We start from the raw sequence: 24,938 nt of genomic DNA, 5'->3' as shown, positions 1-24,938 counted from the left end.
CGGCGCAGCATGGTTCAATATGATTCAGGCCGAGCTGCTGAATTTGTGTGCAGCCTATGGAATCTCTCCAGATAAAGCCAATTTAAATCAGCTTAAACTGGCGATTGAGGCTGCTGTAAACCAGCGTGCACCTCTCGCAAGTCCGGCGTTCTCCGGTGTACCAACGGCACCAACGGCAAGCCAGTCAACTAACAATACGCAGATTGCCACGACTGCTTTTGTTAAAGCTGCTTTGGCGGCGCTCGTCGATTCATCCCCGGCAGCACTGGATACATTGAATGAACTGGCAGCCGCGCTGGGTAATGACCCAAACTTTGCCACTACGATGACAAATGCCCTGGCAGGTAAGCAACCACTGGACAATACATTAACCGCTCTCAGCGGCAAAGATGTCGCAGGTATTCTTTCATACCTTGGTTTGGGAGAGGCGGCAAAACGGGCTGTGGGAACCGGTGAAAATCAGATTCCCGATATGTCCAGTTTCCCGTTAACGGTCACAGGAGATTTGAGCTCAAGAAAGCTCACTACGAAACTGCCTAACGGTTTAATTTTGAAGGCCGTGAATGGTAATGCAGATTCTAACGGCTGGTTTAGTCTGAATTTTGATACGCCGTTTCCCAGCGAAATATTATTCTGCTGGGCGGCCGACAGGCTGCCAGTTAGCGCTCAAAATCAGCTCAGTGTGATTAACGCCAATATCAATTTATCTGCTGTTGATCACGTTGCGGGCTATGCCAGGGCAATCACCATCGGTGGTGGGGTTGGCCCTGTTGCTGCGTCAATTTCCGCCTATGCGCTCGGGAGATAGATAAATGAAAAACTATATTTTTTGCGATCAAAACGATAAGTATTCACCCGCAGTACTCAATTCGTTTTATCGCGTGGCTGATAAAGCTGATTACGAAAAAGCCGGAACGTGGCCTGATAAATTCGTGGAGGTAACTGACGACGAGTTTGCAGAATTCACAGGCACCGCGCCTGTTGGTAAAGTTCTGGTATCCGCCGCTGGTAAGCCAGAGTGGATTGATATCCCTGCGCCAACTCATGACGTATTGGTGAGTCTCGCTGAGCAAAACCGCCAGTCACTGATAGATAGCGCAACGCGGTCAATCAGTATTATTCAATTGAAATTACAGGCTGGTCGCAATCTAACTGATTCAGAAAAACAGCAGTTGAACGTCACTCTGGATTACATTGATGCGCTTGATGCTATTGATGCAGCAAGCGCCCCTGATATTAACTGGCCAACTCCCCCGGTAGTGTAGGCAACTCTATATAGGGTGCCTTGCTGGTATCACCACGCATCAGCAGCACCCGGTACTTTCTCCACTCCAATAATTCGGCTGATTCATCTTCCGTCGCGATGCCAAGCTCAACTGCGTCCTGAAGCCAGTTTATCTTGCTACTTGCGACCGACAGCAGATGTTCACGCGTTGCCGCAGCTTCATTGATAACATTCTGGCTCGTGTCGAACTCGGCTATATATGGTTTACCATCACTCCCTGTTTTAATACTCCCCCTGGCTTGCCCGTCGAGTAGTTCTGACCAATTATCATGGGTGATTTCAATCGCAGATGTCGGAATATCTTTATTCACATCTGAATTGTAAAAAGATGATGTTTCGGCATCCCAGTAGATTTTGTTCATATTAATACCCAATTGCGATGTAGCGAAGCGTCGCGCTGCCGTCGATAGCGATAACTGCATTACCTGCGCCATTTGCAGTTAGCTTGTATACAGAAGCCCAAAAACCACCACTCCCTAAGGAACCCACGGAAAATAATGCGTTAGAACCGTTGGGTTCATCATGTGTTGCGACGACCTGAAGGCAGGATGAGGGGAATTTTACAGGGAAAGAAATATAGGTTGTTCCCTGTCCGGCTGTCGTCTTTGCGGTTACAAGTGCGGTTCCCCACTGAATGATGCCTTCCACCTTGAGCCCTGAGATTATCAACGGGATTTTCATGTATCCGTTGCCCGACAGAAAGCCCGTCCCAACGCCTGCCTTTGCAATTTCTTCCAGACCAACATTTTCGGGAAATAACAAAAACGTCAACCGAGAAGTTTCGCTAAAACGGTGAATCGTCAACCAGGTAAAGAGCCTCGTATCACATTCAATCCTGCGGTTCCTGAACCCCAACCTTCAGTGCTTTTTTGTTAGCCTGAACGCATTCAAACGAATGGAGATCAGACTTATGATTATTGGGTATGCGCGAGTATCAAGTAACCATCAGGACACCGAGCTTCAGATGCAGGCGCTCAGAGCTGCTGGATGCAAATTAATATTCGAAGAGAAGGCTTCAGGTCGTAAGACAAACCGTCCAATATTGAAAAAGGTGGTTGATATGCTGGAGCCAGGAGATGAACTGGTTATATGGAAACTGGATCGTATCGGCCGTAACGTTCTGCACGCTTTACTGACCTTTCAGAACCTGGCAGAGCGCAATGTAAACATACGGTCCATTACCGATGGTGTTGACCTCAGTACAGCTAGTGGCCGTTATAACTTCCGTAATATCCTCTCAGCAGCACAGTATGAATCTGACCTTAATAGTGAGCGGACGTTGGCTGGTTTGGCTGTGGCACGTGCCAAAGGGCGCTGTGGTGGGCGGCGACCCAAATTTACAGACGAGGACTGGAATAGATGTGAGTCAGCGCTGAGGGCTGGAAGAACGCATAAAGAGGTATCTGAACTATATGGAGTGGGAGTTTCGACGCTTTATAAAAAATTTCCTATCTGTATCTCTGCAGCTTTGTGATCACCAGCACTAAACCGCCATACTGGTGGCTATGATAGCTTCTTGAGCTCCGCTGTATTTTAAACAAGCTATTAGCCACGGTTTAAGCGTTTTTAAATATTGTGTCTCATTAAAAACACGAATCAGCTTTCTGTCGTAACTTTAGTGAGACGCTTTCGCGCTTTTAATGAGCCGCTTCAATGACGGCTGCCGGTTTTAAGTCTTGATATAACAATGAAATGGCAGTATCAGCTTTAAATCCCCGGACTATTCTTAATTGGCCGGGGCCTTCACATTTCCTCCATTTTTTATTGGTCAACTAAGGCCATTACACAAAAGCAATGTATGGAGTACATGATGAAAAAAATTATTGCACTGTCTGCAATCCTGGCTATGGGTCTGTGTTCAACCGCTTTCGCAGCTGATCATCAGGAACCACCAAAAAAACCACCTGTAGAACAGCAGCATAATGGTCAGCCGCCGCATGACAACAAAGGCCCTCAGCACGACGGCAAAGGTCAGCCCCCGCGCGACCAAAAAGGCCAGCAGCACGACGGCAAAGGTCAGCCCCCGCGCGACCAAAAAGGCCAACAGCACGATGGCAAAGGCCAGCCGCCGCACGACAATAAAGGCCCGCAGCATGATGGCAAAGGCCAGCCGCCAAAACACGACGGCGACAACAAACTGCCACCAAAAGACGGGCAGCATGACTAAATAAAAAAGGCCGGAATTTCCGGCCTTTTTTTAGCATTGTTGCTTCCTCACTATTTACGACGCGGCAGCGTTTTCAGCAAATCATCCGGGCTCACCGACGCCACTACGCTCCCTGGCAGCGGCATCTTCAGAATGTGATTTTTGATTTTGCCAATCACGTGCATTTCGCACGGACGGCAATCAAACTTCAGCGTCAGCACTTCATCACCGTTAACCAGCTGCATCGGCGTCGCCTTCCAGCTCTTGATAGAGCCTTTCGCCTGTTTCGGGCACAGATTGAACGCAAAGCGCAGGCAGTGTTTGGTGATCATCACCGGCACGTCACCCTTCTCTTCGTGCGCCTCATAGGCCGCGTCAATCAGCTGCACGCCATAGCGATGATAAAACTCGCGCGCTTTATGGTTGTAAACGTTGGCCAGGAAATTCAGATGACTTTCCGGGTAGACCGGCGCCGGGTTCGCCACCGCTTTACGGCTACCGCGCACGTAAGCCGCCAGGCGCGCGTTGTCGAGCATTTCCACGGTCTCGCGGCGCAGCTGGTTCAGCATACTGTTCGGCACAAACAGCGCTTCCGGCAACATCACCTCAACGCCGCGCGGGTAATAAATGGTCTGACCCAGTTTCGCAATCCCGTCCTGAAGCTGGCTCAGCGCTTTATCAGCGTTATTGGCGGCAGCAAACTCACCGTCTAAGGTATTCGTGACGCTAACGCCGTCTTCGCTGGTCATCGTCAGCACCAGCTGTTCCTGCCAGCCGGAAAGCTCGATATCCACCGCAATACGGCGCTCGCTGGACGTTTTCAGCAGCGCCTGCTGCCAGTTGTGGTCCAGGTTGCGGTTAAGCACCTGATGCGGACGTACTTTATAGAGGTCAGCTGGCATCTCATTCGGCCACACGCGATAGCGATTTTCGCCGATTTTCTCTACCGTGTTGGCACGAAAGCCCACCACTTCACGCTTAATCAACACGTTCAACCCATCGCCATTAGCCAAAGGTTCGCTCACTTCTACGTCGAGAGTGTCTTTATTGACCTTCAGCACTTCCCCGACCGGCAGACCGACAAATTTCGGTGAGTCAAACGCACCAATATTCATCTGACGCTGGTTAACGAAATAGTCGGTGCTGCCGCGATGGAAGGTTTTGTCCGTTGATGGCACGAAGAAATGCTCAGTGCGACCGGCAGAAGCACGGCCCAAATCGCCGCGTTCTTCAATAATCGTATCGAGCATCTGGCGATAGTGCGCGGTGATATTCTTCACGTAGCTCATGTCTTTATAGCGCCCTTCAATCTTGAAGGAACGCACGCCCGCGTCAATCAACGCGCCGAGGTTGGCGGTCTGATCGTTATCTTTCATCGACAGCAGGTGTTTTTCAAACGCGACCACCCGCCCCTGATCGTCTTTCAGGGTATACGGCAGACGACAAGCCTGTGAGCAGTCGCCGCGGTTGGCGCTGCGCCCGGTCTGAGCGTGTGAAATGTTGCACTGGCCGGAATACGCCACGCACAGCGCGCCGTGAATAAAGAACTCGATGGTCGCGTCGGTCACGTCGTGAATGGCTTTGATCTGCTGCAAATTCAGCTCGCGCGCCAGCACTATCTGGCTGAACCCAACGTCAGACAGGAATTTCGCTTTCTCAACGGTGCGAATATCGCACTGGGTGCTGGCATGCAGTTCGATGGGCGGTAGGTCGAGCTGCATAATGCCCATATCCTGCACAATCAGCGCATCAACGCCAGCGTCGTACAGGCTGGTAATCAACTTCTGCGCGGGTTCAAGCTCATCATCATGCAAAATAGTGTTGAGCGTAATAAAGATTTTAGCACCGTAGCGATGGGCAAACGGCACCAGCGCGGCAATATCCTGCAGGCTGTTGCTGGCGTTGTGGCGTGCGCCAAAGCCTGGGCCGCCGATATACACGGCATCGGCACCATGAAGAATCGCTTCGCGAGCAATTGCAGTGTCGCGAGCAGGGCTAAGGAGTTCAAGAAAGGCATTCTGCTGGCGCATACGGTCGAGGTTATCCAGTCGGGTCACAAAATGGCGGCTATTGTAGCCAGAAGCCGCGGCGGACGAAAACAGTTTCCAGCGCTTGTGCGCCACGGTTAGCAAAATTTCAGTAACCTATTGCCGAAATGGGTATTTCTGCTTTCGACATCAGTCAGTTAGAGTCATTTCCGTATTCCGGACTTTCCTCGTAACGGCCACGTTATGGTTCATTGTCATGATTTGCCGCAGGCCTGCCTGCGGCGTTTTCTTTGGGATAATGAATAATAGAGTGGAAATGCACTACCTGCTCGCCGCTGTTGCGATACGCATGCGCCAGATCCCCGGCAAACCGCAGCCCTTCTCCGGCGTACAGCATGCGCCATTCGCCCTCAATGCACATATCAAGCTGGCCGCTAATTACCACCACATGCTCAATCACCCCTTTTTCATGCGGGGTCGATTCGCTTAACGCCCCCGGCGCCAGGGTAATAGAAAAGTGGTCAAAGAAAAGTACCGGGTCCCAGGGAAATACCGGCGTGACGACCATCGCCTGCTGCTGCGGGTCGAACGACTGTTCTGCGCCCGGTACTTCAGGCGTGATAAACACCGAGAACGGCACGTTCAGGCCGGTCGCAATTTTCCACAGCGTTGCGACTGTTGGACTGGATTCGTTGCGTTCGATTTGCCCCAGCATCGCCTTAGAGACCCCCGTCTCTTCCGCGAGCTTAGATAGGCTCCAGCCACGCTGTTGACGTAAGGATTTCAGCGTCGCTGCCAGGTGTTGCGCAATATTCATTCCACCTCCATTTTCTTCCATCGCCGAAGTATACCCCACGCTGCCTGCGCCGTTTTAGCAAATCATAACCGACTGTTGTGCGCTATAACGCACAATGCTACATTAATTGGATGTTATAGCGCACAAGAGGCTTTTATGCGAACCGCTTTCGTTCCTTTCCCCACCGTGCTGGCCGGTTTTATTGCCGTGCTGGTCGGCTATGCCAGCTCTGCGGCGATTATCTGGCAGGCCGCCGCAGCGGCGGGTGCAACATCAATGCAAATATCTGGCTGGATGACCGCGCTCGGTCTGGCGATGGGCGTCAGCACGCTAGCGCTGACCCTGTGGCGAAAAGTGCCGATTTTAACCGCCTGGTCAACGCCCGGCGCGGCGCTTCTGGTGGGCGGCTTACAGGGGGCGACGCTCAACGACGCGGTAGGCGTTTTCATTTTTGCCAACGCACTAATTGTTATCTGCGGCCTGACCGGTTGGTTTGCCCGCTTGATGAAGCTGATTCCGCATTCGCTGGCGGCGGCCATGCTGGCCGGTATTTTGCTGCGTTTCGGTCTGCAGGCATTTGCCACGTTGCAGGGACAGCTGGTGCTGTGCGGCAGCATGCTGGTGGGTTGGCTGCTGTTTAAAGCCCTCGCGCCGCGCTACGCGGTTGTCGCGGCGCTGGCAGTGGGTATCGTAATGGCAGCTTTAAAAGGTGACATTGTCACTCATTCCTTGAGTCTGGCCGTGGTCGTCCCGCAGTTTATTACCCCACACTTTTCCCTAACCCAACTGTTGAGCGTCGGTATTCCCTTTTTCCTCGTGACGATGGCGTCGCAAAATGCGCCAGGGCTTGCCACGCTTCAGGCCTCCGGCTATCACGTTCCGATTTCGCCGCTGATTGTGGTCAGCGGCGCATTTGGCCTTTTGCTGGCACCGTTCGGGGTGTACTCCGTCTGCATCGCCGCCATTACCGCCGCCATCTGTCAGAGCCCGGATGCCCACCCCGAACCGCTCAAGCGTTGGCAGGCGGCGGCTGCCGCAGGGGTTTTCTATCTGATTGCCGGGGTCTTTGGCGGCTCCATTACCGCGCTGATGTCAGCGCTACCGACGGTGTGGATCCAGATGCTGGCAGGACTGGCGCTGCTCGGTACGCTGGGAGGAAGCCTGTTTCAGGCATTGAATAACGATAGAGAACGCGACGCAGCCATGGTCACCTTTCTGGTCACCGCCAGCGGGATAACGCTGGCGGGCGTGGGGTCGGCGTTCTGGGGGTTAGTGATTGGCGGCGTCAGCTTCGCGCTGTTATCCCGCAAGACCCGCGCGTAGTTGTGACGGCGTCATGCCATTCACCGCTTTAAAGCGATTGCTGAAATGGCTGGCGGAGCTAAACCCACAGCACAGGGCAATATCGGTCAGGGATTGCGTGGTGTAACGCACCATCTGCTGCGCGCAGTCCATCCGGCGCTGCATCACGTACTGATGCGGTGCCAGGCCCACGCTCTGGCGGAACATGCGCGCAAAATGGTATTCGCTTAGGGTCGCCTGCGCGGCGAGGTCGGCAAGAGTCAGCGCTGAAGAGAGATGGGCGTCGATATAGTCGAGCGTATTACGCAGTACCACCGGAGCCAGCCCGCCGGTTACCGTCGGTAGTCGCCACTGTACGTTGGCATGATGCTGGATGAGGTGCGTCAGCAACAGGGTGCTGGCACTACTCAAAGCAAGCTGGTTAGCGGGCTGCTGCCAGTCATAGCCCAGCAGAAACTGGCGGTACAGTAGCGTTATCTTCGGGTCGTCACCAAAAATGTGTTCGTCGAGCGTTAAGGTTGCTGGGCTGCGATCCCACACCTGCTCGCCCACCTTACGCAGATGCTCATCGGTGCAATAGAGATGCACAAATGATAGATCGCCGCGGATATCCCACGTTGATTCCGAGTCTTTCGGCATCAGGCAGAAACGGTCTGGCCCTCCGCCATTCTTCCAGCCGTGCGGCGTTTTCTGATAGCTCTCGTAGCCATCTGCTACGTACAGACTAAGCGTGTGATGATCGCTCTTAACCGTCAGGTTATCGCATTTGTTATACCAGGCCGCCAGTTGGATCCCAGAGTTAAGCGCAACGGTTTCCCGCAGCTGTGCGTTCTGACTCTGTAATCTCTCAAAGGTTGCGTAGGCCATTAACATATCTATCACGATTAACGATAGTGCCAGTCTAGGGGCTGTCGGCCGGAGAATCTAGCGTTCTGCACGACCCGCTGGCAAAAAAACCGCAAGAATATGCAAGTCGCCCGCAGCCTTCTGCAAGCGCCGGGATGTGCATCGCGTCACACTGTTTTTTTTATCGTTATTGATGCGAGGAACTATGAACGCGCTGCTCTATGCTCTGGTCGTTGTTATCTGGGGAACCACCTGGATTGCCATCTTTTTACAACAGGGCCCGGTGCCTGAGGCCGTTTCGATTTTCTGGCGCTTCGCCATTGCCAGCGTCACCATGATGACCATTTTGCTGTGCCTGCGTCGTCTGCGTCCGCTGGCGCTGCGCGACCACCTGTTCTGCATTCTGCAAGGCTGCTGCGTTTTCGGCTTCAACTTTCTGTGCTTCTACACGGCGGCAAAGTGGATTAATACCGGGCTGGAGTCGGTGATTTTCTCCATGGCGGTGCTGTTTAACGCCATCAACAGCTTTATCTTCTTCCGCCAGACGCCGCCAAAGCGCTTTTATCTGGCCGCCCTGCTAGGGCTGTGCGGCATTATCACCCTCTTCTGGGATGACCTGCGCGCAGTCGGCATGAGCAGCACGCTGCTGGCCGGGATTTTACTCAGCGCGCTTGGGACCTACGGTTTCTCGCTGGGCAACATGCTGAGCCTGCGCCACCAGCGGCGTGGGCTGGAAACTCTGACCACCAATACCTGGGCAATGCTGTACGGTACGATAATCGTTGGCGTTATCGCCCTGCTGCGCGGCGATGATTTCACGCCGCAGTGGACGGTGAGCTACATGGGCGCGCTGTTCTATCTGGCGATTTTCGGTTCGGTGATTGCCTTTGGCGTCTATTTCACCCTGGTCGGGCGTATCGGTGCCAGCAATGCCGCTTACAGCACGCTGCTGTTCCCGCTGGTCGCGCTGACACTGTCGACGATGTACGAAGGCTATCAGTGGCACGCGAACGCGGTTCTCGGACTGGTGCTGATTCTGCTGGGCAACCTGGTGATGTTTGCCAAGCCAGAGATGTGGCGCGTGCCGTTTTTAAGTCGGGCGTGATCCCGGCGTCGCTTTGCTCGGCCGGGCTACAATATCGCAGTTTGTATCACACTGTATCCGGCCCCTTCCCGGATACAGTGGCTGGCAAAATTCAAGAATTCCCACACATCCTCGACACTTCAGATTGTTTTTATTATCTGGTCGCGATAGCCACCTATACTTCGTTCGCTATCGTTTTTGATTTGATGATATCAAGCCTCTGTCCAGGAGAAATTCATGAACGCTTCAGCCTCTAACGTATCCCGCTTTCACCGTCTGTGTCTGGCCTCTGTGTTGATGGCCTCCGCGATTCCCGCGCTGGCAGCAACCGACTACGCCAACGATTTTAAAACGGTCCATCAGATTCACGCTGGCGTGCTCGACGTCGGCTACGTCGATATTGGCCCCCGCGACGGACAGCCGGTCATTTTGCTACACGGCTGGCCGTACGACATCAACAGCTATGCTGAAGTCGCACCCGCGCTTGCCAGCAAAGGCTTTCGTGTGATTGTTCCCCATCTTCGCGGCTATGGCACCACCCGATTTCTCTCTGCCAGCACCCCGCGTAACGGCCAACCTTCCGCGATGGCGGCCGATATTGTGGCGCTGATGGACGCGCTGAACATTAAACAGGCGGATTTCGCGGGATACGACTGGGGCGCGCGCACGGCTGATATTGTTGCGGCACTGTGGCCGGAACGCGTGAAATCACTGGTTTCCGTGAGCGGCTATCTCATCAGCAGCCAGAAAATCGGCGAGCAGCCGCTGCCGCCGAAAGCGGAACTCCAGTGGTGGTATCAGTTTTATTTCGCCACACCGCGCGGCCAGGCGGGCTACGCCAAAAACACCCACGACTTCGCCAGACTTATCTGGCAGCAGGCCTCTCCAGACTGGAAATTCAGCGATGAGACCTTCAATACCAGCGCCAAATCGCTGGATAACCCGGACCACGTGGCGATAACGATAAATAACTATCGCTGGCGTCAGGGGCTGGAAAAAGGCGAAGCAAAATACGATAAATATGAGCAGAAGCTGGCGACGCTGCCGCCCATTACCGTACCGACCATCACCATTGAAGGCGGTAACAACGGCGCACCACACCCGGACCCAAAAACCTATGCGTCGCACTTTACCGGCAAGTATGAGCACCGTACTTTTGGTGCCCATGTCGGTCATAACCCGCCGCAAGAAGATCCGACTGATTTTACGACCGCGGTCATCGATGCCGATAAGCTGTAGCGTCACCGTGGCCCCTTAGCCCTTTGTGGAGAATGCATGGAACATATCGATAATATCCTGGTGGTGGACGACGACCACGACATCCGTGAACTGGTCGTCGACTACCTGATCAAATCAGGCTACCGGGCAACAGGGGCCAGCAACGGCAAAGCGATGCGCGCCTATATGGGCGGCAATCAGGTGGATTTAGTGGTGCTGGATATCATGATGCCCGGCGACGACGGGCTGACGCTGTGCCGCCAGCTACGTAACGATCGCCAGAACGTGCCGGTGCTGATGCTCACCGCCCGCGGTGATGATGCAGACCGCATTCTGGGGCTGGAGATGGGCGCGGACGATTATCTGGTGAAGCCGTTTGTCGCCCGCGAACTGCTGGCGCGTATTAAAGCGATTCTTCGCCGCTATCGTGCCCTGCCGCCCAATTTGCAGATTAGCGAAACCGGGCGTCTGATTGCCTTCGGCGATTGGCAGCTCGATACCACCGCCAGACACCTGATAGACAATAGCGGACTGGTGGTGGCGTTAAGCGGCGCGGAGTACCGTCTGCTGCGGGTGTTTGTCGATCATCCGCAACGGGTGTTAAGCCGCGACCAGTTGCTCAGCCTGACCCAGGGGCGCGACGCAGAGCTGTTCGAACGCTCAATCGATCTTCTGGTCAGCCGCCTGCGCCAGCGCCTGAACGATGACGCTCGCGAACCGGCGTATATCAAAACCGTGCGCAGTGAAGGCTATGTGCTGGCAATGCCGGTGGAAATTAGGGAACACCACGAATGAGGCTATGGCCGCAATCTTTGCTTTATCGGCTGGTGTTGATCGTGCTTGGCGGCCTGCTGCTGGCCAATAGTCTGACGCTGTCGCTGCTGCTGTACGAGCGAATGAGCAGCGCGCGCAGCGTGATGCTCAATACCCTGGAGAACGATGTTGCCACCAGCGTCGCCATCCTCGACCGCCTGCCCGCAAGCGAACGTCAAGCCTGGCTTGCCCGTCTGGCGCGCGGCAACTATCAGTATCTGACTACGGCAGGTGAATCGGGGCCGGCACCCACCGGCTGGCGAACGCGCAGCATTGTCGAGACGCTTAACAATGCGCTGGGAAATAAGTATTCACTGACGGTAAGCCACCTCCCCGGCCCGCGTGAGCATATTCAGGCTCACCTACGCCTCAGTGATGGCAGCCCATTAACAATTGACATGCATCCACAGCTTCCGGCGCTTGCCCGCTGGTTCCCCATCGTACTGGTAGCACAACCCCTGCTACTGCTGATTTTCGCCTGGCTTGCCGTACGCCAGGTTGTTCGCCCACTGCGGCAGTTTACCCGCGCGGTAGAGACCCTCGAGCCCGCCTCCGGCAGTCCGCAACAGATGAACGAGCACGGCCCTCTGGAGGTACAACAGACGGCACGAGCCTTTAACGCCATGCAGGCGAGAATCCAGCACTATCTCAAAGAGCGCACGCACATTCTTGCCGCTATCTCTCACGACCTGCAAACGCCAATCACGCGCATGAAATTGAGAGTCGAGATGGCGCAGGAACCAGCGTTACAGGACAAGCTGATGCAGGATCTGGATGCCATGGCGCGTCTGGTGCGCGAAGGCATTGCTTATGCGCGCAGCACCGAAAGCGTTCAGGAGCCAAGCCAGCGCCTCGACCTTAACGCGTTTCTCGACACCCTGGTATGCGACTATACCGATACCGGGCATCCGGTAACGTACCGCTCTCCGGGCACGCCGATGGCGCTCACCACCTTCCCTCAGGCGCTACGGCGCGTGGTCACGAATCTCGTCGATAACGCGCTGAAGTACGGCGAATCAGCGCAATTAACGCTTCAGCAGGTCGATGACCATTGGCTGATCATTGATATTGCGGACAACGGGCCCGGTATACCAGACCATGAACTGGACGCCGTGCTGCAACCGTTTTACCGGCTGGAGTCTTCGCGCAACCGCCACACCGGCGGCACCGGGCTGGGGCTTGCTATTGCCTCGCAGCTGGCGGTACGTTTACAGGGTAAGCTCAGCCTCAGCAACCGTCCGCAGGGTGGCCTGTCGGCGAAACTGCAGCTGCCTTTGTATCTTCATGTATCTGCGCCATCCAACGACATGTAAGCAGACAAAACGGCCTTTTGCCGACACATTCCCACGACACCGGTACGATTAAATCATCTCATCGCCTGCCAGCCAGGCATCGTTAAGATGAGGTGATTTATGACCCGGTTCAGACAGTTTTTCTTCGGCTTTGCTGCCACCACCTTACAGGCGGCTGCCTGCGCCGCCGCCGATAGCCAGACGCTACGCACGGCACTCACAGGCAGCAGCATCCCCACGTATGCGGTACAAACCGCCGACCAACCGGCTCGTGTTCGTAACGTACGAGGAGGTGTCTGATGGCTATTATCATCGCGTTTCTCGGCGGGATGTTAACGCTGCTAAGCCCCTGCACGCTGCCGGTGATCCCCTTCCTGTTTGCCAGCGTGAAAGGCCAGAAGCGACATCTTTTCGCTATGCTCGCGGGTATGGTTGTGATGTTTACCGTACTGTCGCTGCTGGTGACGGTTGCCAGCGCCTGGGTCGTACACGTGGCGCAGGCAGGCCGCTGGTTGGCGCTCGTCTTTCTTGGCACGGTGGCGCTATCGCTTATATCCCCGCGCATCGCCCAGCGCCTGATGGCTCCGGCGGTGCGATTAGGAAACCGGGTAAACGACAAAAGTCTGAGCCGTCGCGGCGTGATGGCTGCATTGTTGGCAGGCATTGCAACCGGACTTTTATGGGCGCCATGTGCAGGCCCGGTGCTGGGCGCTATCCTGAGTCTTGGCGTTGTTCAGGGCAGTAGCGCCTCCAGCGGCGTGCTCCTCGCCGCCTACGGGAGCGGCTGTGCCGCCATGCTGGGGCTGCTTTGGCTTGGCGGGCAGCGCGTGCTGCATTGGTTACGCAACAGGACAGCCGTGGTCGAGCGCCTGAAACAGCTGGCCGGGATGACGATGATGGCGTCGGTGGTGCTGATTGCATCCGGCACCACCAACGTACTGCAAGGCGCGACGGGTCTCACGGCGCAGCTTGAGCAGCATCTGGTCAGTTGGCTTCCTGTCACCCCGGTGAAGCTTCAGCCGGTCGCCGATAGCGCCCTGCCGCCGCTGGACGGCGGTACCGGTTGGATCAACAGCGCCCCTCTCTCCAGCGAGTCGCTCAAAGGCAAAGTGGTGCTGATAGATTTCTGGACCTTCGACTGTATTAACTGCCAGCACACGCTGCCACACGTGCGTGGGTGGGCGGAAAAATATCGGCCGCAGGGTCTGGAGGTCATTGGCGTACATACGCCGGAATATCCACATGAGAAAAACGTCAACGCGGTGCAAGACGCGGTAAAAAAATGGCACATCACCTATCCCGTCGTCACCGACAATAATTACCAAATCTGGAGCGCTTTTGGGAATCAATACTGGCCAGCGCACTATCTTTTCGACGCTCGAGGCCAGTTACGATATACCTTCTTCGGTGAGGGAAATTATGCGGAGCAAGATGCGGCGATTGTCGCGCTTTTAAAAGAAGCAAAAGTCTGAATAAATAAAATAAGGGCGGCACCTGAGTGTCGCCCTCTATTATTCATCACGCCAAAGTAAAATTATTTCTGCGATGGATCGAATTTAACCGCATCAATCGCCATATCATCAATCACCTGTTTCAACGTATCAAGCGTCAGCTGAGCGTTGGAGTTAGACAGGTCTTTACCTTCGCCTTTACGCACCACTTTAATGACCGGCTTGTTGGTCGCCGCGTCAATCAGCTCACCTTCAAAGTAGAGGTTGGTATTCATAGTGCGGTGGCCAGTGGCGGCTTCAGTACCCGCAACCACCATCGCGATTGGAATCACTTCATAGAACTGCAGGCCTTCTTTGCTGGAGTCAACGGCGGTAATCGCGCCGCGGAAGATCAGGCTATGTGGGCCAGCTGTGGTTGCCAGCGGCTTACGCTCGCTGATGGCTTTTTTCAGTTCGGTGTTGGTGTAGTTCAGAATGTCGGTCAGCGCTTTCTGCCCAACCTGGGTCGTCGGCTTCGGTACCGGATAATACGTTACCGGGTTGTAGACGACGTTCGCGTAGTTAGCCGGGTTGTAGTCCGGTGAGATCCAACGCAGTTCCGTTTTTCCTGACGCCGTTGTTGCTTCCTTCAGGCCAGAATAGTCTTTTAAAAATCCTGAGTATTGCTGAGGAGTTGTGGTCTTTGATGCACAGCCTGCTAATGCCAGAACGCCCACAAGGGCCGCCGCTTTGAAAAACGCTTGAGTACGCATGAGAATAATCCCTGATAAATGCACAAATGCCAGTAAGTTATAGCAAATGAATCAGGAGTTTGTCGCGACAAAAATGGAGGGCGCTCTCATTATTCAAAAATAACATTCACGATATAACGGGCTTGCGCCCGTTATATAAATATTAATTATGAATTCTTACGTGCCAGCATCGTAGCGAAGCGTAATTTAATACGATTGCCGTTTTCGTCGGTACGATGAAGTTCGCCGACATCTTCGTTATATTTCAGCAAATCCCACCCTTCATAATAGTTTTTCAGCTCACCGGCTTTAAACGCAAACGGGAAACCGACCGTGCAAGGGAAATCATCGGTATCCATCGCGGCAACGATCAGGTTATAGCCACCCGGTTTGGTGCAGCGCTGCATATTCGGGATCAAGCGCGGAATGGTGTTCGCATCAAGGAACATCATCACCACCGTCGACAGAATAAAATCGTACTCGCCGTCAAAGGTCAGCGTGTTCAGGTCCTTCACCGCCGCCTGTAGATTTTCCAGCCCTTCAGACTCACGAATCGAGAGCAGATTCTGAATGCTCATCGGATTCTTGTCCCACGCCGTGACGTCATAGCCGTTCGCTGCCAGATAGAGGCTGTTACGCCCGTTGCCACAGCCAAGATCTAACGTTTTACCTGGTTTAATCAGCGACGCCGCGTGAAGCACATCGGAATGGGTGCGGGTCAGGCCATATTTTTCGGTGAAGTAGTTTTCGTCACGAGTTGTCATTGTTCATCCTTCGGTTTCATCAGTGTTGACCGCGCAACACGGGTCAAAAGTTTACCCTGAAGCAGCAATAGCAGCGTTTTAATCAGCAGCAGGCCGATCACGATATTGGTGAATATAAACAGCGGCAGCGCCAGGTTATGGAAAAAACCAGAACCGCTGGCGTGCCCAAGATGCAGCCCGGTGGAGGCCAGTGCGGAAATACCGAACGAGAAGCTCCAGAACGAGGCGTTAAACACCTGGCGCAGATACCAGGGCATCAGGCGCAGCATAAACAGTAGCTGCAATAGCCCGTAGCCGAACAGCATTTTGGCGAACACATCCGCATGACCGCCGTTGATGCTCAGCCACGCATTACAGGCCACCAGCGCCGGGGCCAATTGAATGCCAAGTGAGGTTCGTAGCGGTACGGAGAGCACGCCGCCGCTGCGCAAACGCTGGACGATGGCTGGCTCGAGGGTAATCCACGAGATAACCCCAGCACCAAGAAACACCAGCCCGGCATCGTTAAAGCCCAGCGCGCCGCAGGCCATTGCGCTAATAAAGTTGTTAGCAACGGTAGGGAGATAGAGCCCCGGCGTTGTCGCATCCGCAGGATGCTCCCCTCGCCACAGTCCGGCGGTTTGCCAGGCAGCGTAACCGAGCTGCAACGTCACCCCGATACAAAACAATGCCAGCGCCAGCGGTCTTACCCACGGCGTTACGCCAATCGACACCAGCATGGTAGTGGCCGGAAACAGGCTGACAAAGCTGCTGGCAATGGGATGATTCATCTCCTGCCAGACGCTGTACGGAAAGCGCACCGCCCGTGTCAGGAAGGCCAGCGTCAGCAAGCCCCACATCATGATGGCGAGCACCACCAGCGCATCACCAATAGAATGACTTACCGGCATAATCGTGCTGGCATAACGCCAGGCAAAGCCCATACCAATGGTGCCCAGTACCATCCCAAAGTAGCCTACGGGCAGATTAAGGACCCGTGCTTCATTATCGTTATTATGCATTTAGTTTAATTAATCAAATTTAGTTAAGTTGCATTTTAAATGATTCTTTTATGCCGCGCTAGCGCGAAAAGGAAGTATAGACGAACTTCAGTCTGTGAAATCCCCGCTCATATTTCACTTCTGCCGCGCATAGAGATAAGCCGTGGCTCGGGATATTCCCAGATGCTGCGCCACTGTCTCCATAGACTTACGTAGCTCAAGCAATCCTTCCGCTCGCAGCGCCTGAATCACCGATTTTCGGTCATCAGGGCTCAGCGCTCGTGCGGTCGTGGCCCGCTTCGCGGCGAAACGGTCAATCCGCAGGCGGATGGTCTCAAGCCCCGACGGCTCAAGATGCTCTTCTACCGGGGCGTTCTCCACCGAGGTAAACTGCGCCAATGCGCTTTGCATTCCGCGAAACAGCGTCATGTCGACGTTCAGACACAGCGCCGCAACGTACTGTCCCGAGGTATCTTTAATACCAATAGAGGTGCTTTTCACCGGGCGACCGTCAGCAAACTGATTCGCGTAGTTGGCAACCAGCGCCGGGAAGTCCGGTGAGGAGATACGCGCAAGCCCCATTTCCGTCGTGGGTTCGCCCACCTTACGACCGGATAAATTATTGTGGATCGCCAGTATCGAGTGTTCCGGGTGCGTCAGGTCATGCACCACCACTTCACAAAACGGCGCAAAGGTGTCGCTGAGCCCTTTTGCAATGGTCTCAATCTGCTTTAGCAGGGAGTGGTCATCATGATTTGCCATCTGTTGCGCCTTGTCTTCCATAAGATGATGCCGCCTGTCAGGACAGGCGACTCGATGCTAGCCCGCCAGCAAGGCGGCATAGCGGCTGATATCCACATTACCACCGCTGATGATAATGCCCACCTTCTTACCCTGTAACGTAGCTTTTCGCGCCCGCGCGGCGGCAAATCCCAGGCACCCGGTTGGCTCAACCACCATTTTCATGCGCTCAGCGAAGAAGGTCATCGCCGCGATCAGTTCATCATCGCTGGCCGTCAGAATGTCATCAACATTCTGCTGAATTAACGGGAAGGTGATCGCCCCAAGATGCTGGGTCTGTGCGCCGTCGGCGATGGTTTTAGGGGTGTCGATATGAACAATCTTCCCGCTGCGAAACGATTGCTGACCGTCATTCCCCGCCTCTGGCTCAACGCCGTAAATGGCGCATTCCGGCGACAAATGACGAGCCGCCAGCGCAGAACCCGAAAGCAGCCCACCGCCGCCAAGGCAGACAAACAGCGCATCCAGTGGGCCGACTTCTTCAATCAGCTCTTTAGCCGCTGTCCCCTGACCGGCAATCACGTGTGGATGGTCATACGGCGGGATCAGCGTCAGGCCGTATTTTTGCGCCAGGTCACGGCCAATTTGCTCTCGGTCTTCGGTATAGCGATCGTAAGTGACAACCTTAGCGCCATAGCCCTTCGTCGCGGTCACCTTAACCGCAGGAGCATCCAGCGGCATCACGATGGTGGCCGGAATGCCTAGCAACTTCGCCGACAGGGCAATTGCCTGCGCGTGGTTGCCGGATGAAAACGCTACGACCCCTGCCGTACGCTGGGCAGGCGTAAACTGCAGCAGCGCATTCATCGCTCCGCGAAATTTGAACGCCCCCATACGCTGAAAGTTCTCACATTTGAAAAAGACTTCAGCACCAAACGCCTCATTAACCGTCCGTGAGGTCATCACCGGTGTTCGGTTCGCGTAGCCCGCAATGCGTTCTGCCGCGGCCACTACGTCGCCGTAATCAGGGAGCTTTTGTTCACTCATTTCATCACCTCAATACACTTTGTATTAAATAATACTATTCGTTTAACTGTGGGTTATACACCGGTTCGCTCGCGATTCACAATGGTTTGCTACATTTACTCTATCTGCATACCTGTGAGGCCATCATGAAAAAATACCGTCTCAGCGATGAAACGCGCAGCGTTCAAATTGGCGAACCCGGCGCCAGAGAGAGCGTGGTGGTACGCCAGATTATTGCCCTACAGGATTTTGCCGATGTCAGCGCTGGCAGCCTCGGAGGCTGGGTAGAAAACGAGCTGTCGCTCAGCCACGATGGTGAATGCTGGATCTACGATCAAAACAGCCTGGTGTACGCCGGGGCCCGGGTCACCGAAAACGCCAGAATTACGCAACCCTGCGAAATTAGCCATCAGGCAGAAGTTGGCGGTAACGCATGGGTGCAAGCCAGCCGCATCAGCCATTACGCTAGAGTCAACGGCGATGCGGCCGTACATGATTCCCAGGTTCATGGCCACTGCCATCTGTTCGGCTATGCCTACATTGCGGAACAGTCGCAAATTGTCGGGGCCAGAGGGTTAACCGCCGATAGCGAGCAACTCCTGCAAATCTACGACGCCGCGCAGCTTCGCCACTGCCGGGTAGTGCATCAGGCGCAAATCTTCGGCAAAGCCATGCTGATTCATGCCTTTGTTGAACACCGTGCAGAAATCTTCGATAGCGCTCGTCTGGATGGGAATGAGGAGAACAACATTTGGGTGTGCGACTGCGCTAAAGTTTACGGCAATGCGCGCATTATCGCCGGGCGCGGCGAAGATGAGATCCCAACGATTCGTTACAGCTCGCAGGTGGCTGAACATGCGGTAGTAGAAGGTAATTGCGTGCTGAAGCACCACGTGATGGTTGGCGGCAACGCGCGCTTACAGGGCGGGCCGATATTACTCGACGATCACGTGCTTATTCAGGGCGATGCGCGGGTGATTGGCGATGTGCTGATCGAGTATCACATTGATATCACCGATAGCGTGGTGGTGGAGGCTTTGCCTGGAGAGGCGATCCATCTGCGCGGGCGTAAAGCACTGACCGGGGCGCAGCATATTACCCGCACCCCGCTGTTTGGCGCGCTATAGCGCCGCGTCGTCAACAATCAGGGCATAAATGTTCTGGTCGTAATAAACACCGTTGAGAAACTCGGCCTGGCGCAAGCACCCTTCCAGCGCAAAGCCATTGCGCAGCGCGACTTGATTGCTGCGCAGGTTATCGACCCGGCACTTAATGACGAAGCGGCGAATCTCGCCGCGTTCGGCATAGTAGCGAACAAACGCCTGTAGTGACGCCGACAAAATCCCTTTCCCCTGCGCGTCTTCATCCAGCCAATAGCCGATATAACCCGTTTTGTTTGAGGGTTCAATCTGGTTAAAAGACAGGACGCCAGCCATCGTATCATCGACAAAAATCAGGAACATTTTGGCGATACCGCGCTGGTGCAGCATCATATTACCCTGCACGTTCTGGCGAGAATCCTGTTCACTGTTGACGAACTGCGGCCAATTCAGCGTTTGCTGTAGCCAGACTTTATTACGCATCACCAGTTCAAAGAGACCGGTAACGTGGCTTTCATTCACCGCATGAAGGGTAACGGTGTCATTGACGGTGATAATTTCAGCGGTAGTCATTCTGGTGCCTCAATTGGCGGAAGTCGAGTAGGCCTGATAAGCGCAGCGTCATCAGGCATAACGGCGCAGAGTGCCGGATGGCGGCTATGCCTTATCCGGCCTACACGATGACAGGCAAATTATTTCATTACGCGGTCATCAACATACTGACGTTTATCCGGCGCTGGCGGGAAGTACTGATACAGCCAGGTTTCACTGATGGCATCGCCACGACAGCGCAGGAACAGGCGCATATCTACCGGGTCGGTGGAATCAGAGGTTGGATACCAGTCGAAGAGAATGCGATAGCCGTCGAACGGTTCAACGTAGAGGATCTCAATCTGCTTAGCCTCCCCGCTGGAGAGCGTAATGACCGGTTCGATCCCTTTCGGTGCAGCGGCTTTGAGGTCGCCACCAACAAAATCGATAGCGAAGCGACGGGACCATTTTTCCGGGTAATGCTCGCCCGGTGCCCAGCCTTCCGGGAAGCTTCCCATACCGGTGCGGGTAGCCAGCACGCGCGCCAGCGGGGAACGTACCGGCGGCATTGCGCTCCAGTATAAGCGGTAGCTGAAGTTCAGCGTATCGCCCGCCTTCATCGGTTTTTCCGGCTGCCAGAAGCAGACGATGTTATCGAGCGTTTCGCCGGTGGTAGGGATTTCCATCAGGCTGACGGCCCCTTTACCCCACTGATTACGCGGCTCCACCCACAGGCTTGGACGTTTATTGTACCAACCCATGACGTCCTGATAGTGGGTGAAATCGCGGTCGAGCTGCAGCAGCCCGAAGCCTTTCGGGTTTTTGTCCTGGTAGGCGTTGAACTGTAGCTTCTGCGGGTTGTTCAGCGGACGACACACCCATTCACCGTTACCAAGCCACATCGCCAGACGATCGGAGTCGTGGATTTGCGGGTGGATGGTGTCGCAGACCCGGCGCTCGTTGTTGCCGCAGCTGAACATACTGGTCATTGGCGCAATGCCGAGCTGCTTGATGTCTTTACGCGCATAGATATGGTTCTCCACATCCATGATCACCTGTGCTTTTTCGCAGTGCACGACGAATTTGTACGCTCCGGTGACGCTGGCGCTATCCAGCAGCGCGTACACGGTAAAGGAGGTGTCGCCCGGCTTCGCGGTTTCGAACCAGAAAGAGGTGAAGTCCGGGAACTCTTCCAGCGAGTCGGTATAGGTATCAATCGCCAGGCCGCGCGCGGACAGGCCGTACTGATAGGTGCTGTCTACCGCACGGAAGTAGCTCGCGCCAAGGAACGCCACGATATCGCGGCGCGCCAGTTCCGGCGCTTTAAACACGCGGAAACCGGCGAAACCGAGGTCGGTCTGCCCTTCCAGCTGTTTGGTGTCTACGCCAGCATTGTTGTACTGGAACAGTTCCGGGCGGAAGTGAATTTCACGCGCCTGATGACTTGACGGGTCCAGCGAGAACATCCGTACGCGACGGCGGAAGCCCATCCCGACATGGAAAAACTGCACGTCCAACTGGCGCTCTTTGACGTTGTTCCACAGCGAATGTTCAGCGTCATACTGAATGCTGTTGTAGGCCTGCGGCGTCAGGTTAGCCAGGGTATCCGGCAGCGGGCGCGGCGCGCCGCTCCACGGTTGGCGGGAGAGATCGTGCGCCATAGATTGCAGTACGCCGAAATCAAAGCGACGCGTCTGGCCGTCGGCAATGCCGGAGTCCTCTGCCATCGCGGCCTGGGAGAATAGCGATGCGAAACCGGAAGTTCCGCACACGGCGGCAACAGCCATTGAAGATTTAAGAAAGTGTCTGCGGTTCATGCCTGGCAAAGCGTCCTTTTAAAGTCGGAATGCTGCAAAATAAAAACGGCGTTATTGCCGCCCACTCTAGACAAAATTGATTGATAATCCAATTGCTAGCGCAACAAAATCTGTCAATCCAGACTCACATGATGCTTCATGACGCGTTTGAACAGCGCCAGCCGCGCACGCATAAAGCGATTTTCCACGTGGAACCCGGCGTGCTTGCGTAAACCAATGCGCAAAAGCCGGTCGCGACCGCGCACGCAGGCGGGCCAGCGCACCGGTCCCGGCAGCACGGTATGGCGCGCGTTGGCATCACGGGCGAAGCTGACCCAGTAGTCCGCCACCTGAGACGCCACCTTGAGATCGCGCGGCGAAGCGTACTCGCGCGAGGGCATGATTTGCCCCAGCGTGTCGAAGACATAGGGCACCTCATTGCCGTGCCACGCGCCGTGATAATAGGTGTCGTGTTCGGCTTCGGCGACGTAATCAAACCAGTAACGCCAGCAGGGTTGATTCACTCGCTGTTGCGCCTGCATCACCACATAGCCCAGGGTAGTGAACGCCATATCCCGGCAGACCTGGCGGCCCAGTTCTTCATCACCTTTCACCCCCGGATAGAGCAGCTTGATAAGCCCCAGACCCAGACGGCGCTCGCGGCGAAGTTTTTGAATTTCTCCCGCCAGGTCCACGCCAAATACCGCCATCACGCTGGCTTCATCGCTGTTGGAACCCACCATCACCGGCATGACGTGCTGTTTCCCGGCGAAGAAAACGTCGAGCATCGGCTGCGGCAGCACGGAGTCGCCGACGATGGGCGCGGGGCCAATATTATGGGGTGCGGTCAGCGGCCAGAATGCCTCGGCGGGAATATCACGCAGATCTTGTGCTGACGCATTCGGCAGATTGAAATGTTCGGCCAGTCGCTCACCGCGCGCTAGCGCCACGTCGCGCGGTTGGTCGGGCAAGGTATAGCCGCTTTGAATGATAGCTTTATGGAACAGCCCCACGGCTTTCGGGGAGGTCATCAACGACAGCACGCTGCGCGCGCCTGCCGACTCACCGAATAACGTGACGTTGTCACGATCGCCGCCGAAGGCTTCAATGTTTTCCTGCACCCAACGTAGCGCGGCAACCTGGTCCATCAGACCAAAATTGTAGAGCCGTTCGCCGTCTTCCCCGTCAAGAGCCGGATGGGCAAAGAAGCCGAGGTGGCCCAAACGATAGTTGAGCGTAACGACAATCACGTCGCGTCGAGCCAGCGCTTTACCGTCGTAAGGCGGTAGCGCGCCTGCACCAATGGTAAAACCACCGCCGTGCAGCCAGACCATCACCGGCAGCGGCCTCTGACGTTTAGCGGGGGACCAGACGTTAAGGTAGAGGCAGTCTTCAGAAAAGCGGCCGGGGTCACCGCCGCCAAGTTCCTGGCAGTACTCCGCGCTCTGCCAACTGGCAGCGGAAAAGGCATTCGCCTGACGCACGCCCTGCCAGGGCGTCACCGGCTGTGGCGCACGCCAACGGAGCGGGCCCACCGGCGGTGCCGCGTAAGGAATACCGCACCACAGATGGGTATCACCTTCGACTACGCCCGTTAACGTCCCTTGTCTGGTTTCCACCTGAATTGCGGCACTCTGCATTGATTCTCATCCTTTTTCTCTTCACTCCTGTGCAGAGTACCCGTTTCAGAGCAGACCGCAACGCCGTTTACTGCGTAGAGAAGCCTCCTCATACAAACTGAATTCGTCCAGTACCTGTCGGCCAAGCGCCGTTTCAAAGGCATCGCGACTAGCATTGCCCTGCGTGCGTGTTTGCGCGTCACCGCCCAGGTTCGACTGGAAAATCCCGGCGGCGCTCACCGGCAGAAAATCTTCATAGGTGAACGGCTGAGGATCATCGCCTGGGTGAATCGCCTGGCGGTGGGCGTCACCTGTCGGCGTTAGGCGATAGCGGAACCAGGCAAGCCCCTGCTGGCGCAGTAAGAACTCGCTATCCGGGAACGCTTTGAATACCTCTTGCAGATGCTGCTGATGAGTTAGGTTATCTTTGCCAACCCCCGCCTCGCTGAGCAGTTTGTCATACAGCGCACGGCCCTTAGGCGTTAACGCCACCCCACGCTGTTCAATTTCGCCAAAGCGCGCGGTGTGCGTGCCGTTCGACTCCCCGGCAAACTGCACAGGCTCTTCCAGCGCTTTAAAGCTGGTCTGGCGGAGTAGTAACGGCACCGCCCGGCGCGGCGGCCCTTCAATTACTGCTTTGGGCTCAATACCGTAATCGGACATCAGTTCCTGCACGCGATCGATATCCAGCGTCCGCGGCGTGAGATGGTTAATGTGGCAGCCGGGGAAACAGACCACATCGGCAATCAAGCGATGCTGTTGGTTCAGCGCCTGATAGGTCTCCTGGTCAACGGTGGTATGCCGATGCCAGCGGAAGGTTTCCAGCGCTTCCCGCACGAACTCCTGCGCCTGCTGAGCGGTGAATCCGCCCTGCTCATCATGCAGATTCATCAGCGCCCGGCAGCGCGGCGTGAAGATATCGCGCTCGGCTAAGATCTTTGCCGCTTTCTGGCGCAGATTCGGGTCGTCGATAAGCTCAAGACGTAATAAAGAGGTAAAAATACGAAACGGATTACGCTGTAACGCCGCATCGTCCACCGGCCGAAAGGCGGTCGAGTGTACCGGAACGTTCGCCACCGACAGATCGTAATAGCCCACCGGCTCCATTCCCATTATGGCGAACATCCGGCACAGCGTGGCAAGTTCTTCTGCCGTACCCACTCGGATCGCGCCGTGACGTTCAACATTAAGTCGCGCGAGCTCATCCGCATTGGCCAGCTGTTCATACAGACGCGTGTTATTTTCCAGCACGGCCAGGTTTACGTCAGCCACTAATGCCAGCAGGGTTCCATATTGCGGAACTTCTTGCTGATACATTGCCGACATTGCTTGTGAAAATTCCTCACGAATATCATCCGCCGAAAGGGTGTGCGCCATGATGCCTTGCCTCCTGTGAATATATTTGCAGTGTAGGAAAGGCCATGACGCT

At 55.3% G+C, this 24,938-nt stretch carries 25 protein-coding genes and 1 pseudogene; 12 read left to right on the top strand and 14 right to left on the bottom strand.

Features of this window, described 5'->3' with window-relative positions:
- Positions 1-121: 121 nt before the first annotated feature.
- Positions 122-631: pseudogene (locus RDN66_RS16950) on the top strand (phage tail protein); the annotation flags it as partial.
- A 181-nt stretch (positions 632-812) separates the two neighbouring features.
- Complete coding sequence (locus RDN66_RS16945; protein ID WP_192468208.1) at positions 813-1,265, top strand: tail fiber assembly protein; 453 nt, start codon at positions 813-815, stop codon at positions 1,263-1,265.
- On the opposite strand, the gene RDN66_RS16940 is transcribed toward RDN66_RS16945, so the two are convergent.
- Together RDN66_RS16940 and RDN66_RS16935 are read right to left on the bottom strand one after the other, a co-directional pair.
- Positions 1,237-1,647, bottom strand: a complete 411-nt coding sequence (locus tag RDN66_RS16940) for a tail fiber assembly protein (protein WP_192468207.1) — start codon at positions 1,645-1,647, stop codon at positions 1,237-1,239. The genes RDN66_RS16945 and RDN66_RS16940 overlap by 29 nt on opposite strands.
- Before the next feature lies 1 nt (position 1,648).
- Positions 1,649-2,089: a hypothetical protein gene (locus RDN66_RS16935; protein ID WP_308538049.1), complete on the bottom strand. Its 441-nt coding sequence runs from the start codon at positions 2,087-2,089 to the stop codon at positions 1,649-1,651.
- Between the two features lie 106 nt (positions 2,090-2,195).
- Between RDN66_RS16935 and RDN66_RS16930 the strand changes: the two genes are divergently transcribed.
- Both RDN66_RS16930 and RDN66_RS16925 read left to right on the top strand, forming a co-directional pair.
- On the top strand, positions 2,196-2,759 hold the full coding sequence (locus tag RDN66_RS16930) for a recombinase family protein (protein WP_308538048.1): 564 nt from the start codon (positions 2,196-2,198) through the stop codon (positions 2,757-2,759).
- Positions 2,760-3,095: 336 nt separating this feature from the next.
- Positions 3,096-3,452, top strand: a complete 357-nt coding sequence (locus RDN66_RS16925) for an acid shock protein (protein WP_202217931.1) — start codon at positions 3,096-3,098, stop codon at positions 3,450-3,452.
- Between the two features lie 50 nt (positions 3,453-3,502).
- Here the strand turns inward: RDN66_RS16925 and RDN66_RS16920 are convergent, their stop codons facing one another.
- Positions 3,503-5,461, bottom strand: a complete 1,959-nt coding sequence (locus tag RDN66_RS16920) for a U32 family peptidase (RefSeq protein WP_202218109.1) — start codon at positions 5,459-5,461, stop codon at positions 3,503-3,505.
- Positions 5,462-5,660: 199 nt separating this feature from the next.
- On the bottom strand, positions 5,661-6,236 hold the full coding sequence (locus RDN66_RS16915; protein ID WP_202217930.1) for a helix-turn-helix domain-containing protein: 576 nt from the start codon (positions 6,234-6,236) through the stop codon (positions 5,661-5,663).
- Positions 6,237-6,371: 135 nt separating this feature from the next.
- Between RDN66_RS16915 and RDN66_RS16910 the strand changes: the two genes are divergently transcribed.
- The gene (locus RDN66_RS16910; RefSeq protein WP_308538047.1) at positions 6,372-7,538 is read left to right on the top strand and encodes a benzoate/H(+) symporter BenE family transporter; all 1,167 of its coding nucleotides are present in this window, start codon (positions 6,372-6,374) and stop codon (positions 7,536-7,538) included.
- Here RDN66_RS16910 and RDN66_RS16905 read toward each other — a convergent pair.
- On the bottom strand, positions 7,515-8,384 hold the full coding sequence (locus RDN66_RS16905; protein WP_035897249.1) for an AraC family transcriptional regulator: 870 nt from the start codon (positions 8,382-8,384) through the stop codon (positions 7,515-7,517). The two genes, RDN66_RS16910 and RDN66_RS16905, sit on opposite strands and share 24 nt — an antisense overlap.
- 184 nt (positions 8,385-8,568) lie before the next feature.
- On the opposite strand from RDN66_RS16905, the gene RDN66_RS16900 reads away from it, so the two are divergent.
- The 6 genes from RDN66_RS16900 to RDN66_RS16875 all read left to right on the top strand — a co-directional run bounded on the left by RDN66_RS16900 (position 8,569) and on the right by RDN66_RS16875 (position 14,242).
- A complete protein-coding gene (locus tag RDN66_RS16900; protein WP_035897251.1) occupies positions 8,569-9,468 on the top strand; it encodes a DMT family transporter in 900 nt (299 codons plus the stop codon).
- 276 nt (positions 9,469-9,744) lie between these two features.
- Positions 9,745-10,686 (top strand): alpha/beta fold hydrolase, encoded by a 942-nt coding sequence (locus tag RDN66_RS16895; RefSeq protein WP_123652171.1) that lies wholly within the window; start codon positions 9,745-9,747, stop codon positions 10,684-10,686.
- Between the two features lie 36 nt (positions 10,687-10,722).
- Positions 10,723-11,460: a response regulator gene (locus tag RDN66_RS16890; protein WP_035897254.1), complete on the top strand. Its 738-nt coding sequence runs from the start codon at positions 10,723-10,725 to the stop codon at positions 11,458-11,460.
- Positions 11,457-12,791: an ATP-binding protein gene (locus tag RDN66_RS16885; RefSeq protein WP_308538046.1), complete on the top strand. Its 1,335-nt coding sequence runs from the start codon at positions 11,457-11,459 to the stop codon at positions 12,789-12,791. Before RDN66_RS16890 ends, RDN66_RS16885 begins: the two co-directional genes overlap by 4 nt.
- A gap of 99 nt (positions 12,792-12,890) precedes the next feature.
- On the top strand, positions 12,891-13,070 hold the full coding sequence (locus tag RDN66_RS16880; protein WP_202217927.1) for a hypothetical protein: 180 nt from the start codon (positions 12,891-12,893) through the stop codon (positions 13,068-13,070).
- Entirely contained in the window at positions 13,070-14,242 is a 1,173-nt protein-coding gene (locus RDN66_RS16875) for a cytochrome c biogenesis protein DipZ (protein ID WP_202217926.1), read from the top strand. The genes RDN66_RS16880 and RDN66_RS16875 overlap by 1 nt, the downstream gene beginning before the upstream one ends.
- Positions 14,243-14,304: 62 nt before the next feature.
- Here RDN66_RS16875 and RDN66_RS16870 read toward each other — a convergent pair whose 3' ends face one another.
- The 5 genes from RDN66_RS16870 to RDN66_RS16850 form a co-directional block, all read right to left on the bottom strand.
- On the bottom strand, positions 14,305-14,973 hold the full coding sequence (locus tag RDN66_RS16870; RefSeq protein WP_115074110.1) for a DUF3313 domain-containing protein: 669 nt from the start codon (positions 14,971-14,973) through the stop codon (positions 14,305-14,307).
- 146 nt (positions 14,974-15,119) lie between these two features.
- Entirely contained in the window at positions 15,120-15,716 is a 597-nt protein-coding gene (gene tehB / locus RDN66_RS16865) for a tellurite resistance methyltransferase TehB (RefSeq protein WP_035893225.1), read from the bottom strand.
- Positions 15,713-16,717 carry a dicarboxylate transporter/tellurite-resistance protein TehA gene (tehA, locus tag RDN66_RS16860; protein ID WP_202217925.1) on the bottom strand — a complete coding sequence of 335 codons (1,005 nt, stop codon included), beginning with the start codon at positions 16,715-16,717 and terminating at the stop codon, positions 15,713-15,715. The genes tehB and tehA overlap by 4 nt, the downstream gene beginning before the upstream one ends.
- A 114-nt stretch (positions 16,718-16,831) precedes the next feature.
- Positions 16,832-17,458 (bottom strand): transcriptional regulator, encoded by a 627-nt coding sequence (locus RDN66_RS16855; protein ID WP_035893232.1) that lies wholly within the window; start codon positions 17,456-17,458, stop codon positions 16,832-16,834.
- Positions 17,459-17,515: 57 nt separating this feature from the next.
- Positions 17,516-18,484 carry a threo-3-hydroxy-L-aspartate ammonia-lyase gene (locus RDN66_RS16850; RefSeq protein WP_035893221.1) on the bottom strand — a complete coding sequence of 323 codons (969 nt, stop codon included), beginning with the start codon at positions 18,482-18,484 and terminating at the stop codon, positions 17,516-17,518.
- A 125-nt stretch (positions 18,485-18,609) separates the two neighbouring features.
- Here RDN66_RS16850 and ydcK point away from each other — a divergent pair, with 125 nt between their 5' ends.
- Positions 18,610-19,590: a YdcK family protein gene (gene ydcK / locus RDN66_RS16845; protein WP_035893219.1), complete on the top strand. Its 981-nt coding sequence runs from the start codon at positions 18,610-18,612 to the stop codon at positions 19,588-19,590.
- Here the strand turns inward: ydcK and rimL are convergent.
- The 4 genes from rimL to RDN66_RS16825 form a co-directional block, all read right to left on the bottom strand.
- Positions 19,585-20,136, bottom strand: a complete 552-nt coding sequence (gene rimL / locus RDN66_RS16840) for a 50S ribosomal protein L7/L12-serine acetyltransferase (protein ID WP_202217924.1) — start codon at positions 20,134-20,136, stop codon at positions 19,585-19,587. The two genes, ydcK and rimL, sit on opposite strands and share 6 nt — an antisense overlap.
- Before the next feature lie 119 nt (positions 20,137-20,255).
- Entirely contained in the window at positions 20,256-21,911 is a 1,656-nt protein-coding gene (locus RDN66_RS16835; RefSeq protein WP_035893216.1) for a glucan biosynthesis protein D, read from the bottom strand.
- Between the two features lie 113 nt (positions 21,912-22,024).
- Positions 22,025-23,530 (bottom strand): carboxylesterase/lipase family protein, encoded by a 1,506-nt coding sequence (locus RDN66_RS16830; protein WP_308538045.1) that lies wholly within the window; start codon positions 23,528-23,530, stop codon positions 22,025-22,027.
- A gap of 45 nt (positions 23,531-23,575) precedes the next feature.
- On the bottom strand, positions 23,576-24,886 hold the full coding sequence (locus tag RDN66_RS16825) for a VOC family protein (RefSeq protein WP_308538044.1): 1,311 nt from the start codon (positions 24,884-24,886) through the stop codon (positions 23,576-23,578).
- Positions 24,887-24,938 lie beyond the last annotated feature (52 nt).

The organism is uncultured Kluyvera sp. (assembly GCF_902485085.1).
GTDB lineage: Bacteria > Pseudomonadota > Gammaproteobacteria > Enterobacterales > Enterobacteriaceae > Kluyvera > Kluyvera ascorbata.
Note: the sequence above shows the minus strand (reverse complement) of the source record. Positions and strands in the feature narration are given on the sequence as shown.